The organism is Pseudomonas sp. EpS/L25 (genome assembly GCF_001512295.1).
Classification (GTDB): Bacteria; Pseudomonadota; Gammaproteobacteria; order Pseudomonadales; family Pseudomonadaceae; genus Chryseomonas.
This window is the reverse complement of record NZ_LNUP01000013.1, coordinates 152,259-167,780: the sequence shown is the minus strand read 5'-3', so window position 1 is coordinate 167,780 and position 15,522 is coordinate 152,259. Positions and strand designations below refer to the sequence as shown.

Sequence of the window (15,522 nt, the reverse complement as noted above, 5' to 3'; positions counted from 1 at the left end):
GATGATGGGTCGGATAGCTCCGTCCCATGGTCTGGCCCATGCTTGTACTCCCTCACTGAGGAGAACAAGCCATGAAAGCGATATCAGTCTTCAGACACGAGCCTTGGAACAAGGGAAAGCTCGTTGGTCAGAAAGCCCCGCTACGGATAAGGGATATCTGGGCTATCCGCATCAGACTCCAGCTTGCGCAGAAAACCAGGGACTTGGCTCGCTTTGACCTGGCAATCGATAGCAAGCTGCGCGCCTGTGACCTCACCAGGCTGCGCGTGCGGGACATAGCCCACGGGGAGCACGTCTCACCGAGAGCTATCGTGATGCAGCTAAAAACTCATCGTCCGGTGCAGTTTGAGATCACAGAGCAGACACGCTCAGCGGTGGAGGCTTGGATACGCCATGCCGAGCTTCGAAGCGAGAACTTCCTGTTCCCAAGTAGACTTGCCTACTCCGAGCATATTTCCACCCGGCAGTACGCACGGATCGTCAAAGCCTGGGTGACAGCGATTGGTTTGGATCCAACCTTGTACGGAACCCATACCCTGCGGCGAACCAAGGCGTCGCTGATCTACCGCAGGACAAAGAACCTCAGGGCCGTACAGCTCCTACTGGGCCATACGAAGCTGGAAAGCACTGTCAGGTACCTTGGCATCGAGGTAGACGACGCTCTGAAGATGGCCGAACAGACAGAGGTATAGCCGCATGACCTGGCGACGGCTGCGGGGCCGTCGCTATCCGGCCAGAAGCGACCCTAAGCTACCGTATCGCCGTAGGGCCGCTGGCGGCCAAGATCTGTCAGTATCCGCGAAATCGGGGGCTATTCAGCGGCTAGCTTTTTTCGACAGCTGTCACTTCGAGTAAAGCAGCCGGTATGATGAGGCGAAACGGATGTGACCTATTAGTGATGGGGACTGCTATGAACGTGTTTATCAGTTCTGTAGTACGTAATTTTGAGCACTATCGTGCGGCTGCCAAAAAAGCAGTTTCTCTGTTGGGGCACACCCCAGTGATGTGTGAGGATTTTGGCGCCAGACCCTATTCCTCTGAAGTTGCATGCATGACTGAGGTTGACCACGCTGATGTAGTGGTGCTGATTCTAGGCGCGGACTTCGGCTTCAAAACTCACACAGGTGAGTCCGTCACTCAGCAGGAATTCCATCGCGCCAAAGCTGCCAATAAGCCAATCCTGGCTTTTCTGGAAGAGGTTCCGGTCGAGGATGACCAAAAGCGCTTCCACTGGGAGGTTTCCGATTACGTCGACGGCCTTTTCCGCTCCACCTTCACAGATGATCGCGATCTCTCAGACAAAATCATCCAGGGGCTAAGCCAACTTGCAGCCGCTCGCAGTGCCATTTCCGAACAGGAGTTCGTTCAGCACCTGCAGAATCGTAGCAACAGCCGAAATTGGAATAGCCGGCCTCGTGAAGATCGCCTCGAGCTAGTGTTTCTGCCGCAGCCCATTCTCTCCGGTACATTGCGTTCCATGCACACCCAGCATGATGAATTCTTTATCAAGCTTTCTCAGGCGGGCTTGGTTTCTATCAAAGGCGGTTACAAGTCATTTAACGAGGGAGACGTCACCGGCCTAGACGCGGAGGAGGCCTCTTGGCGGCATCACGATAATGGGATGAGCTGGCTCTCTATTCCTCTGGCAGCCCCAGGAAAGGGCGGCGAATATTTTGCCTCCTATTACATCTCGCCCAGCCGGCTAAAACGCTTTGCGGAAGAAGCTTTTAGTTTGATTAGCCGAGGTAAGGGAGGCTGGTTCCAGCTGGGGATCTACGGAGTTTCTCATCAAGTCTACGCAGAGCCGCCGATCACTCCTGCCTCGTCGATCTCCATGCCTTACCGCAGTGAGAAAAACATTGAGGAAAGAAAACTGCTAATTCCAGCATCGCAGGGCGTTTTCAACCAGTGGCTGGAAGACGCTTTGTTCCGAATTGGACGCAAGCTTTCCTAGAGACTTGCTAGCTAGCCTTCGGGCTAATGAAATGCAGAAATCTACGCCAAGATGGTCAACGCGCTTTTGGACTTCTTCTGCTTGAGGACACTCTACTTTTAGCCGATTTCTGCCAATGCGAACGTCTGCTTTGGGTTGTGGATTCAACCGGTGAACGCAACACACTAAATCCTGCGTAAGCAGGAGGGTGTTGCAGATGAAACAAAGACCTCGGATCTACTACACCGAAAGCCAGAAAGCGTTGATGTGGGATCGCTGGAAGGGGTTTCATTCCCCGGCCCACCCCCTTGAGCAGTGCCAAGCATTGCCCACCTCCACCTGATTGCGAATCGTGCTCCGGCCCTAACGGCTCGGCTCACTAAGGACGTTGTTGCTTGGCTGCTGCAGCCCGTATCGGCTGCAGCCTCAGTTGATCGAGCAGTCCCCCCACGGACGGGGACTGACAAGGAGAAAGGGATGAACATCGAGGGCCTTGGCCTGCTCTACCGTTGGCTGCTGCTCAGCCTGCTGCTCTTGGTCGCCCCATCGCTCCTGGCGGCGCCAGGGCTGGACCATCAGTACGCGCCGCCGCACTACAACACCGAAGCCCTGCAACTGGAGGTGCTCGATCTCCAGGTACAGGCCATCGGTGGGCCCATCCGCATCCTGCGGACCTGGAAAGACGGCCAATGGGTATGGAACGAGCGCTGGGCGGATCTGCAGGTACTGGGCGCGGCCGACCCCAGCGCCCCCCAGGGCGCGGCGGATTCCATCAATGCCGACCGCCCCTATGCGGTGATCCGGGCGGCGCAGACCTACCTGCGGGCCAGCAGCACCGTGCGGGGGCAGGACGTCACCTTCAACAACATGCCCAGGCGTACCCTGGTCGCCCTGCAACGCGGCCTGGCCGGCTATCGCTGGCAGGACGCCGCCGGCAACAGCATCACCTACGATGCCCAGGGTCGGATGACGAGCTACAGCCAACGCAATGGCGTCACCGTCAGCGTCGAGCGGGATGCCCAGGGCCGCATCGTCACGGTCAAGGATCACAACGGCAAAGCTGTGATCACCCTGACCTATGAAGGCAACCAGCTCGTCCGCCTGCAGGACTACAGCGGTCGCAAGGTCACCTACGAATACAGCGGCGACAACCTCAGCGCCGTGACCGATGTCCGTGGGCAACGCTGGCTCTACCTTTACGACGGCAACGGCCTGGCCGGCTACACCGATCCCCTCGGGCAGCGCACCACCTATGTCTTGGTCAACAAGGGCAGCGTTCGGGAATATCGCCTGCCCGACGGCCGCACCTACACCTACACCTACGGCTTCGACCAGAACACCGAACTCTTCTATGTGCGTCAGGTAGACCAGTCCGGGCTGATCGAAGAAACCTGGCATGACCGCCTGGGCCAACTGGTCCGGCGCGCGGTGAACGGCGAAACCCAGCTGAGCCGAACCTATCTGCTCTCGGATCGCTCCAGCGATGTCGCCAAGCTCGCCGAAGCCTACCGGATCACGGGCCGCAGCCTGGCCGTCACCCGCGAGATGTCCGAGCGCCAGGGGCGGGCGCCTTCCCCCTACATCGCCCAGATGATCGAGCAGGACGCCCACGGCAACAAGACCGTCACCGACTACAACCGACTGGGCCAGGTCACCCGCGTCCAGTATGCCGATGGGGGCGAGCAGACCCGCCGCTACGACCCTACCTCCAACCTGCTCACCGAGCTCAAGGATGAAGTGGGGAGCGTTACGCGCTACCGCTATGACGCCCAAGGCAACCTGCAACAGGTGATCCGCGCGGCGGATAGCGCCGAGGCCCTGACCCTCGACTATCGCTACGACGCCTTTGGCCAGATCGTCCAGGAACTGCGTCCCTCGGCGTCCGGGAGTAGCAGCAACCGCTGGGCCTATGCCTATGACGTCCAGGGCAACCGCACCTCCGTCCAGGATCCCCTCGGCCACGAAACGCGCTACACCTACGACGTGTTGGGCAACCCGACCCAGCGCACCGACGCCCTGGGACACGTCTGGCTCAGCACCTACGACCCTGTCGGCAATCGCCTCACCGCCAAGACGCCCCTAGGCCGGGAAACGCGCTACACCTACGATGCCCTGGGACAAAGCATCTCGACCACCCTGCCCAATGGCAGCACCACCACCCTCGAACTCAATGCCGCAGGTCAGCCGCTCAGCCTGACCGACGCCCTCCAGGCCAAACGCCTGTTCCGCTACGACGCCTCGCAACAGCTCACCGAAGTCGTCGATGCCCTGGGCAACACCCGCCAGTACCAATACGACGAGCGTGGCCGCCGCAAGGCGGATGTGGACGAACTCGGCAACCAGACGCTCTTCCAGTACGACCAGGAACGCCTGAGCCAGATCCGCTACCCCAATACCACCCAGGACAGCTATCGATATGACGCCCGCAACCGCCTGACCGCGCAGCGGCAACAGTTCGCCAGCCTCGAGACGACCCAGACGCGCCTCGAACAGTGGGACTACCGCCGTGATGGCCTGGTCGAGCGTCGCCGTGATCCCGCCGATAACGCCCAGCAACGCAGCTATAACCTCCTGCAGCAGCTGGTCTCCGAGACCGACGCAGCGGGCGGCATCACCCGCTTCGCCTACGACGCCCAAGGCAACCTGGCCCAGGTCACCGACCCCGAGGGCCGTATCACCCGGTACCGCTACGATGCCCTCGACCGACTCATTAGCGAAACGCAAGTGGGAGACAGCAGCGCAGGCAATACCACCCGCCTGTACGCCTACGATGCGGTCGGCAACCTCACCCAGGAAACCAGCCCCGACGGACGCACCTACCGCTACCAGTACGACCGCGACAACCGCCTGATCGAGACGCGGCAAGCCTTCCAGAACAGCGAAACCACCACCCAGTACGGCTACGATGAGCTGGGCCTGCTCGCCAGCTACGAAGACGAAACCAGCCGCGGCGCCTACACCTACGATGCACTGGGCCGGCTCACCGCCACCACCGTCACCTACAAGAGCGCGCCCACCGCCTTCAGCAAGACCTTCAGCTACCGCTACGACGCCAATGGCCGGGTGACGGGCTACACCAACCCGGAAGACCAGACCTACGACTACCGCTACACCGCCCACGGCCAACTGGCCGCCCTCAGCCTGCCCAGCGAAGGCACCCTCAGCTACCAGGACTATGCCTGGCTCACCCCACGCGCCGTGCTCTTTCCCGGCGGCAGCGCCTGGGAACTCACCTACGACGGCCTGCTGCGCCAAGTCCTGCGCACCCTGAAGGACCCAGCAGGCAGGACGCTGCTCGACTACCGCTACACCTACGACGCCGCCGGCAACCTCGTCACCCTCGGTAGCCCCCAGGGCGACACCCGCTACCAGTACGACACCCGCTACCACCTGACCGAGGCGCGCTACCCCAGCGGCGATGGCCGTACCGCCGAAGCCTACGCCTACGATGGCGTCGGCAACCGCCTGGATCAGCAAGCGACCACGGCCGAACTGGACCCGAGCCGCTGGCGTTACAACGCCTTCAACCAACTGGTCAGCCGCAACGGCATCGGTTACCGCTACGACCAGGACGGCCACCTGCTCGAACAGGGCACCCTTCAGGCCAATGGCACCCTGGCCCAAGGGAGCGCCAGCCCCTACTGGACCTACCGCTACGACAGCCGCGGCCGCCTGGCCGAGGTGCGCAAGAATGCCACCCTGGTGGCCACCTACCGCTACGACCCCCTGGGGCGTCGCCTCAGCAAGACCCTGCCCGACCAAGGGCTCACTACCTTCTACCTCTATAACCAGCAAGGCCTTGCAGCGGAATACTCGGCGACAGGGGCACTGATCCAGGAATACGGCTACGACCCCACCGCCGCCTGGATGAGCCAGCCACTATTCACCCGCGCCAAGCGCAAGGACAGTGGCGCCTGGACGGTGAGCTACTTCGGCACCAGCCACCTCGGCACCCCGGAAGTGGCCTTCGACAAACGCGGCACCCTGACCTGGCAGGCCACCGCCCAGGTCTTTGGCGCCACTCGCGTCAGTCGCTCGCTGATCGACAATCCGCTGCGCTTTCCGGGGCAGTACTGGGATGCGGAGACGGGGCTGCACTACAACTACTTCAGGGATTACGATCCACAGACTGGGCGGTATGTGCAGGGGGATCCGATTGGGCTAAAGGGAGGTATCAATAGATACGCTTATGTAGGTAGTAATCCGCTTATTGATGTGGATTTGAAAGGGCTCTTTAGGGCGCCAAGGCCGAGGGTCGCAACGCCGGATGGTACCATATTGCCCTACATGGCACCTTGCTTGCTCTGCTCTACTGCCGACATGTATCCGTCAATTGGACCAGAGGTTCGCGATAGTAGTCCTCAAGCATCTATCAATGTTCCTTATCCGGAATGGGTTCCGGCGGGAGGTGAAAGTTGGCCTGATAGAGAAGAACAAAAAGAGGCGCGTTCCTGTAATCCTGATGATCATAATTGTTATGATTTGGCAGTGCAAATTGATATTTTAGTAAGGACAATAAAGATGCGTAAAGAGCAGAATGGTTGGTATGGTGGAGGGGATAAGGGACATAAAGATATTCTTAAGGATCTTCGTGTGGTTCTCGGGAAGTTAGTACGTGCGGCGCGAGCCAGGCATTGCCCCTACAATCCTGAGGCTGATAGGTTGATGTTATGAGAAAAAGGCGGATAGCGCGAAATAAATATTATACGGTAACATATGACTCTAAAAAGTCGTATGCGAATGGTTTTTTGTTGGCAGTATTAAGGAATGATACAGCTGAGCTTGTGTCGACTTGGCGAGTAGGTCAGGATTCAATGCAAAACATAGGTGTAATGCTTGAGGAACTTCCCCCTCCAGAAGACTGGCGCGAGCCATACAGAAAATGTCTAGGTTATTTTATAAATAAGAATGAAATGATCCAGGGGATGATAAATTATAGAGAAAAAGAATCTATTGATTTGCATAAGTTGATTTGTCGTAGGGGTAATTATTACTTTCATGCTCTTAGGATGTTGCATGATTTAGACGCGGAGCAAATAAAAAAGCTGCTTTCGCTGACCGATAGAGAGAGATGTGTGGCTTCATCCAATGCATTGGTTGCCTCAGCTGATATCGAGGTTACATTTGGGAGGGTTAGACTTTATCATATGCTTTTCAAAAAAAGCTTATGGCATAAGAAAAGATTTGCACGATTGATGGGTGAGATTGAAAGAATTTATCCAAGTTGAATTTTTGCAGGTATGCCTAATCTTTATTTGGTATTAATGACGCTGGTCATATGACTGAGATTGAGAATGCTAGAGGGGCTCCTGAGGATTTGAAAGATTTTTACGGAGGTCCTGTGGTGAACAGTGCAGCTGAGAAAAAGCTTGCTCTCTTGCTGAAGGAGTATTCCACTCTTCCTGAGTATAGCTGCATAGAATGCAACGATGTTAATAGTCTAAGCTTGTTCGGGGATAGGCCTATTCATATTGCTGCAACCAGGGGGGATGTTGATGCGCTCAAGTTGTTATTGGATTATGGTGCCAATATTGACTGTAAGGGTGAGCATGGATGTACACCTCTGCATTTTGCAGTCGAGCAGGGTAAAAAAGATGCGGTTGCTTATCTTTTAATGCAAGGTGCAAATGCTGAGATCTTAGACGATGATGGCCTTTCACCAGTTGGGGTTGCTAGTTTGTTAGAGGAAAACGAAATTTTGGATTTGTTTAAAGAAGGTAAGGTTGCTATTTTTGATAAAATAAGCCTATCAAGAGGTCATTGATTATGCGGAGCGCAGAAAGCGTGAGGCTGATACATGTGATCGGCCCTATAGGGTAATAACAGATAACTGTAAAGCTTTTGGTCGTGAGGCAGCGGGCCGATGAATGTGAAAATTTTGCTTATCGTTATTTTGCTTTTTCTTATTGGGTAGCTTGGATGGACCACGCTCAACCTAGCAATCGAAAACGATGGTTTGAGACAGGTTGCCGCAGGACATAGGCAATCGATTGAGTCACTGCTCGACTATGCGAGTGTGGCTACCAAGTGCGACCTGACGCCTCAAGAGCTTAGTGCTGCTTTAGGGGCTGTGCCTCGAAATGGCTCGGCGAATGTGGTATCGCACCTAGCGTTTCAAGCACGCTTTAATGATCGAGGGATCGCTGAGGTTGGTGTCGTGGGCGTGAAAAGGATCTTTGTATGCTAGGCAAAATAGTCCCGCTAGATTTTGCCGCTTTTCTTAGAGGCAAATCGTGCCTTCGTTCGAGTATGAGGAAAGAGTAAAGTTGCTCAAGCTGCAGATGCTTGCGTTTCTGGTTATTGCTTATTTTTCGTTTAAAGGTATGGCTAGTTGGCGACAAGGGTATTCTTGGAATGAAATGGATTGGAGTCAGAAGGGTAGTACTTCGATAGCGGACTTTTTCGCTGCGAGTGACATCGGAAAGAAAGATGTTCAGATAAATGGCATATTGTGTGTCGAGTACTATTCATACAAAGACGGCCTTCCTGTCAAGCAGGTTTGCCCCAAGTAATGTAGGTGTGGCTGACGGCTGACTCAATGCTCTAAGTCTTTGAGGGTCTAACGTAAAATAGTGCGTGAGCACGATATGTAGTGAGGCATATTAATAGAGTGACTAGGGCGGGGATTTTAGATGGCGAGTGGGGCTTGAGGTTTGGATCATTTATTCTGAGCTTATAGTTTAAGGCTCTAGTAGGATCGGCTGGCGCGAAAATAAATAACCTTATCGGGTTTGGGCGAAAAAATGATGAAGCAATGGATTGCAGCACTACTTACCCTCTGGTGCCTGGGCGCCCACGCAGAAGACCAACTCTGCGCCGTGGTCCTGATCGAGATCGCCCAGGAGGCGACCTTCGAGCGCCAGGGGTTCGAAGCCACGATGCGGATCAATAACGGTCTCGATTCGGTGGCCCTGAGCCAGCTCAAGATCCAGGTGTCCTTCGAGGATGACTCGGGGCATGTGGTCAAGGCCAGTTCCGATCCGGACGCGACCGATGCCAGCTTCTTCATTCGCCTGGACGACAGCCAGAACGTCGACACCCTCCAGTCGGGAGCCGATGGTGCCCTGACCAATGGCGTGATTGCCGCCAAGGCCAGCGGGGTGTTGCGCTGGGTGATCATCCCCACCGCCGGCGCGGCGGGTACCAGCCTGGGCGGCAAGCGCTACGACGTGGGCGCCAGCCTGAGCTACAACGCCGGCGGCAAGGTCGAGTCCCTGTCCGTGGCGCCCGACACCATCATTGTGAAACCCCAGCCGCAACTGACGCTGGACTATTTCCTGACCAAGGAAATCATCGCCGATGACGCCTTCACGTCGGTGATCGAGCCGCCCGAGCCCTATACCCTGGGTATCCGCATCCGCAACAGTGGTCGCGCCGCGGCCCAGAGCGTGAAGCTGGAATCCAGCCAACCCCACATCGTCGGTAACGACATGGGCCTGGCCATCAACTTCAAGATCACCCAGAGCTTCGTCGACGAAGCGCCCGCGGCACCGACCCTGCTGCTGGATTTCGGCACCATCGCCCCCAGCCGTAATCGCGTGGGACGCTGGCTGATGGAAAGCTCCCTCTCCGGGCGTTTCATCGACTTTTCCGCTTCCTTCAGCCACCCCGACGAGTTGGGCGGCCGCATGACCTCCTTGGTGGAGGCGACCAATGCGCATTTCCTCGTGCACGATGTCCTGGTCGATCTGGCGAACCGGGATGCGATCCGCGACTTCCTGGCCTTCGTCGGCGATGACCTCTATGTCTTCGAGTCCGACAGTACCGGGCAAGCGAGCAACGCGCCCTGCCAGGACTGTTCGGCGGTGAAGCCGCTCGCCGCCCAGCTCTCTTCAGGAGCGGGGCAACTGACCCTGAGCGTGACGCCGCAAGCCGGCTTCGGCTTCATCAAGGTGCGCGACCCCTTCAGCGGCAGCAAAGGCCTGCAGCGCGTCGCGCGCGCGGATGGCCGCACGCTGTCGGCCAGCAATGCCTGGCTCAGCAAGGAGCGCGCGGCCGATGGCCGTTCCTTCGACTACTACCTGAACGTCTTCGATACCCAGCCGGCGAGCAGCTACAGCGTCGATTTCGGCGAGCTGAGCGCTGAACCCCGCCCCCCGGTCTTCATGCCCTTGGCGGACCGCTCCATTCAGGAGGGCGGGCAGGTCGGCTTCCTGGTCCGCGCCAGCGATCCCAATGGCACCGTGCCGGCCCTCTCGGTGGCGAACTTGCCCAGCGGGGCGACTTTCGTCGACCGTGGCCAGGGTGAGGGCGCCTTCAACTGGTTGCCCCAAAGCGGGCAGGCTGGCCATTACGTGGTCAATTTCAAGGCCAGCGATGGTCGACTCGAAACCACCTTGCCCGTCGGCATCACCGTCTTGAGTCCTGGTGATAGCGGATCGGGAGGCGGCTCCGGCGGTAATACCGGCGGTGGTAGCGGCGGTAGTTCGGGAGGCGGCTCGGGTTCAGGCTCCGACGGTAGCGGCGGTTCGGGGGCGGACGATACCACCCCCTTGCCGCCGACCCTGCTCGAACCCGCGCTCGATGCCCATGTGGCCCTGCGCTATCCCGCCCTGCGGGTGACCAACAGCACCACGCGGCTGAGCAAGGGCACCTTGAGCTACTGGTTCGAGCTCTACGAGGACGCCGCCATGACCACCTTGCTGGCGAAGTCCGCGGCCGTCGAGGAGGGCAGCCGGACGACCGAGTGGCTGGTCAAGGCCGAGCAGTTGCAGTCGGGTAAGGAGTTGCTCGACAACCATCGCTACTACTGGCGGGTCAAGGTCAGTTCGCCCAAGGCGAGCAGTGTCTGGCTCAACGGCAGCTTCTTCATCGATACGGCGAACGATGCGCCCAGCGCTCCGCTGTTGCTCAAACCCACCCCCATGGGCTTGGTGGCCGACCTCAAGCCGGTCTTCAGCTTCAACAACAGCCAGGACGTGGATGAAGACGCCATCACCTACAATATCGTCGTCTACGCCGAGCAGGATGATCACTTCCAGAATCCGGTCGTGAAAGCCACCGGCATCGCTGCGGGCGAGGGCGGTGTCACCTCCTGGCATTCCCCGGAAAATCTCGAAGAGGGTAAGTTCTACTTCTGGCGAGTCGATGCCGTCGATGCCCGGGGCGCCATCACGCCCAGCGAGCCCAGCCTGTTCGGCGTGAGCCTGGCCAACAAGCCGCCCACTGCACCGGGCCTGGCCTGGCCTACCAACGGCCAGCGCCTCTCGCGGACCCAGGGATTGACGCTACGCCTGGAGGCTGCCACGGACCCCGAGCGGCAACCGCTCAAGTACCGCATCCAGGGTTCCGTCGATACCCGCTTCGCACCGGAAAGCAGCATGGATTCCGGCTGGTTCACGGCTCAGAATGGTGTTCTTCAGTGGAGCATACCGGCGACCTTGGTGGGCAATCAGACCTACTACTGGCGCGCCCAGGCCTCCGATGGGCAGCTGGAATCGGATTGGCGGGTAGGCAGCTTCTACATCGAGCCGGAAGGTCCGCCCGCCACGCCGGTGGTCGACAACCCAGGGCAGAACGCCTGGGTGGATACTCCGAGGCCGCCGCTTGCGCTGCACGCTGTCAGCGAAGGGGAAAACCAGGTCGGCTACGAGATCGAACTCTATAACGGGAGCGGTAGCCAACTGCTGGCCGCCCGTAAGGTGTTGGTCACTTCCTGGACTCCGGAACAGGATTTGCCGAACCATAGCTGGTACAGCTGGCGTGCCAGGGCAGTCGATGGCGCGGGACGTTTCTCGCCCTGGACCGATTCCCAGCGGTTCTACGTGAATCAGAACACCGGCGACCGACTGCCGGGAGTACGGTTCATCTACCCGGTCAAGGATCTGAGTGTGGCCGAGGGGGCTATCACCTTCCAGTGGGAAACCACCGATCCGCAAAGCACCGCGGTAATAGATATCTATGCCAATACCACCCAGATCGCCAAGGATTTGCCGGTCACCCGCGGTCGCTATACGCAAACGCTGAATGGCATCCCGGCAGGCAGCTACCAGATCAAGGCTGTGGTCAGGGATGCCAGTGGGATGCGCATCATCGACTCGTGCTGCTCGATAACGGTTGCACCGGCCAGTTCCAAGGTGCAGGTGCGGCCCCTCGATCGTCTCGATGTGGATGAGCAGGGCGAGGCGGTCGCGACCTTCGACGTCAGCCTGACCGAGGCGCCCGCCTCGGGCGGTAGCCTCACCCTGGATGTGAGCCTCGACGACCCCGGCGAGGCACGGCTGCTCAATGAAAAGCCCTATCTGCATTTCGACTCGAGCAACTGGTCGCAGCCGCAGCGGATCTACGTGCAGGGCGTCGATGATTGCAAGATCGATGGTGATCGTTCCGTGGCACTCAGATTGGCTCCCCAGGCGAACGGCGATCAGATCTCCGATATCGGCATACGGGACATCCTGTTGGTCAACAAGGATAACGAGGTACCTGGTCAGAAACTCTTCGTTTGCGATTACCAAATCGTCTCCCGCAGCGCTACGCCGTCGAACCCAGGCATGGTGGATATCGTGGTGCGCCCGGAGCTGCGTAACCTCGGAGAGGCGTTGGCGGGCGCGACGGCTAGCGTTGCTGTAAACGGGGGAGATATCCGGCTATCAGCGCCCGACGTGTTCGTATTTGGCAAGGCGAGCTACAACCAGAAAACGCCTGCCGGCCAAACGCTGACAGTGACGCAGCCCGCCAATATCCCTCTGCAACTAGGACGTTTGCGGTGGACGATAACTGCAGGTACGAAAACCCAATGATGCTAAGGCCTGGGACAAGCATTCCGCTGTTACCCCAGGCCACGCCTTTGGCCGATGGAAGCGTCCGTAGATGTTGGGGGCCGTATGGAAATGCTTGAGGGTAGACCTGATCTTGTTCCACCCCAGGACTTCCGGCGCCTGCCTTATTCGTTTGCCAAACGCCATGGCGTGCTGCTGACGAAGGGACAGGCGCGTATGGAGTTGTGGGTGAGAGAAGGCGCCCTGCTGACCGCCATACAGGAGGCGAGGCGCTATGCCAGTGGGCCGGTCCTGATGCATTCGCTGAGCGATGCGGAATTCGATCAGCAACTGACCCTGCATTATCAGAACGATTCTTCGGCTACCAAGCAGATGGTCGAGGGAATGAGTGCCGATGTGGATCTGGCCAGTATCGCCGAGCAACTGCCCGAGGCCGAAGACTTGTTGGAGCAGGAGGATGATGCCCCCATCATCCGGCTGATAAACGCCGTACTGGGAGAGGCGATTCGGGAAAATGCGTCGGATATCCACATAGAAACCTTCGAAAAGCGGCTTTTGATTCGCTTTCGGATCGATGGAGTGCTCCGCGAAATCGTGCAGCCCAAGCGCGAGCTGGCCGCCTTGTTGGTTTCACGAATAAAGGTCATGGCCAAACTGGATATCGCCGAAAAGCGTATCCCGCAAGACGGCAGAATAGCGCTCCGGATCGCTGGCAGAGAGGTGGATGTCCGGGTGTCGACACTGCCTTCGGTGAACGGCGAGCGTGTGGTGCTGAGGTTGCTGGATAAACAAGCCGGCCGCTTGGACCTCAGCAAACTCGGCATGGGCGAAAACGACTGCAGGCTCATGCTCGACATCATCCAAAGACCGCATGGAATCCTGCTGGTCACGGGGCCTACCGGCTCCGGCAAGACGACGACGCTCTATGCCAGTATCGCTCAGTTGAATGATGGGCGCCGGAACATCCTGACGGTCGAAGACCCGATCGAATACAACATAGAGGGCATTGGTCAGACCCAAGTCAATACCAAGGTCGACATGACCTTCGCTCGGGGCCTGCGCGCTATCCTGCGGCAGGATCCGGATGTGGTGATGATCGGTGAGATTCGCGACAAGGAAACTGCGGAAATTGCCGTGCAAGCCTCTCTCACCGGCCACCTCGTACTGTCCACCTTGCATACCAACAGCGCGATCGGTGCGATAACTCGCCTGGTGGATATGGGGATAGAGCCGTTTCTATTGTCATCTTCCCTCGTTGGGGTCCTGGCACAGCGGCTGGTGAGAACGCTTTGTCCTTCATGCAAGCTCCCCTATGAAGCTACGACGGCTGAGCAGCAGGTCCTGGGAGTATCGGCAGCATCCAAAACCCTTCTCTATCGCGCCGTGGGATGCGAAAGCTGTCGGCAATTGGGCTACCGAGGGCGAACCGGCATCTATGAACTCATCGTCTTTGATGAGCGTATGCGCAGTGCGATTCATAGCGGAATGCCCGAACAGGAATTGCTGGCCCTGGCGAGGCGGACGAGCACGAGTATCCGCTTTGATGGCGTACGCAAGGTATTGGAGGGCAGTACGACCTTGGAGGAGGTGATACGTGCAACGCAAGAGGATTGACGGCACCCTCCCACATGACGCGCAAGGGACGGCGGACGAGTAGATGGCAGCTTTCGAATTCCTGGCGTTGGATGAGCAGGGACGGCAAAAGAAGGGCGTGCTCGAAGCGGACAGCTCACGCCAGGCTCGCCAGCTCTTGCGCGAGCGGCAGCTCGTACCTCTGGACGTCAAGCCTGCAACCATCCGTGCTGCCAATAAGCCGAGCCTATTTTCAAGGGGATTATCGGCGGCCGAGCTTGCCCTGGTCACCCGGCAACTTGCCACGCTGATACAGGCATCGCTACCGGTGGAAGAGGCCCTGCGCGCTGCGGCTGCGCAATCCAAGGAGCGACGCATCAAGTCGATACTGCTGGCCATCCGCTCGCGAGTCCTGGAGGGACACGGGCTCGCCGCGAGTCTTGCCGAGTATCGCTCATCTTTCCCCGACCTTTTCCGCGCTACGGTGGCTGCTGGGGAGCACGCCGGGCATCTGGGTACGGTTTTGGAGCAGTTGGCGGACTATACCGAACAGCAGCAGGCGTCACGGCAAAGAATCCAGATGGCCCTGGTATATCCCTCCATATTGGTCTGCGTATCGATACTGATAATAGGTTTTCTGCTGGGCTCCGTGGTACCCGACATCGTCAAGGTGTTCGTCAATACGAAGCAGGAGTTGCCATGGTTGACTCGCGCCTTGCTCTGCTTGAGCGAAATAGTACGTACATATGGTGTGCTGATAGCTTTTTTCCTGTCGCTGCTTTTTTTAGGAGGTCGCGCGCTCCTGAAGAAAGAAAAAGTCAGACACGAGTTTCATGGGGTGATGCTGAAACTGCCCCTGGTAGGTGGTTTGATCCGGGCTGTCAATACTGCTCGATTCGCTTCGACACTTTCCATCCTGTCGCGCAGCGGTGTGCCTTTGGTCGAGGCGCTAGCCATTGCTGCTGAAGTAATAGGCAATGTCAGGATACGGGGAAGAGTCATCCAGGCCTCTCAGAAAGTCCGAGAAGGTGGCAGTCTGACGCGTGCGCTAGAAGCGACCGAGGAGTTTCCCCCAATGATGATGCATATGATTGCCAGTGGTGAAAGATCAGGTGACCTGGACGGAATGCTGGCACGCAGCGCTTTGAATCAAGAGAACGACCTGAAGACGAAATTCACTATGTTGGTTGGGCTCTTTGAGCCCTTCATGCTGATTTTTATGGGCGGGGTCGTTTTGCTGATTGTGTTGGCAATCTTGCAGCCCATCCTTTCTTTGAATCAACTGGTAGGGTAAAAGCG

The 15,522-nt window shown here is 58.0% G+C and carries 8 protein-coding genes; all 8 read left to right on the top strand.

Annotated elements, in window-relative coordinates; genetic code table 11:
- Positions 1–71: 71 nt before the first annotated feature.
- Positions 72–692: a tyrosine-type recombinase/integrase gene (locus tag AR540_RS14680; protein ID WP_059229943.1), complete on the top strand. Its 621-nt coding sequence runs from the start codon at positions 72–74 to the stop codon at positions 690–692.
- A 218-nt stretch (positions 693–910) separates the two neighbouring features.
- Positions 911–1,954, top strand: a complete 1,044-nt coding sequence (locus AR540_RS14675) for a DUF4062 domain-containing protein (protein WP_082707020.1) — start codon at positions 911–913, stop codon at positions 1,952–1,954.
- 456 nt (positions 1,955–2,410) lie between these two features.
- Positions 2,411–6,607, top strand: a complete 4,197-nt coding sequence (locus AR540_RS14670; protein WP_059229941.1) for an RHS repeat-associated core domain-containing protein — start codon at positions 2,411–2,413, stop codon at positions 6,605–6,607.
- Between the two features lie 140 nt (positions 6,608–6,747).
- Complete coding sequence (locus tag AR540_RS25425; RefSeq protein ID WP_153014250.1) at positions 6,748–7,161, top strand: hypothetical protein; 414 nt, start codon at positions 6,748–6,750, stop codon at positions 7,159–7,161.
- Between the two features lie 50 nt (positions 7,162–7,211).
- Positions 7,212–7,697, top strand: coding sequence for an ankyrin repeat domain-containing protein (locus AR540_RS24900; protein ID WP_082707018.1), 486 nt, complete (start codon positions 7,212–7,214; stop codon positions 7,695–7,697).
- A gap of 982 nt (positions 7,698–8,679) precedes the next feature.
- Positions 8,680–12,672 carry a calcium-binding protein gene (locus AR540_RS14660; protein ID WP_153014249.1) on the top strand — a complete coding sequence of 1,331 codons (3,993 nt, stop codon included), beginning with the start codon at positions 8,680–8,682 and terminating at the stop codon, positions 12,670–12,672.
- Between the two features lie 90 nt (positions 12,673–12,762).
- Positions 12,763–14,265, top strand: coding sequence for a type II secretion system ATPase GspE (gene gspE, locus AR540_RS14655; RefSeq protein ID WP_059230002.1), 1,503 nt, complete (start codon positions 12,763–12,765; stop codon positions 14,263–14,265).
- 43 nt (positions 14,266–14,308) lie between these two features.
- On the top strand, positions 14,309–15,517 hold the full coding sequence (gene gspF / locus AR540_RS14650; RefSeq protein ID WP_059229939.1) for a type II secretion system inner membrane protein GspF: 1,209 nt from the start codon (positions 14,309–14,311) through the stop codon (positions 15,515–15,517).
- Positions 15,518–15,522 lie beyond the last annotated feature (5 nt).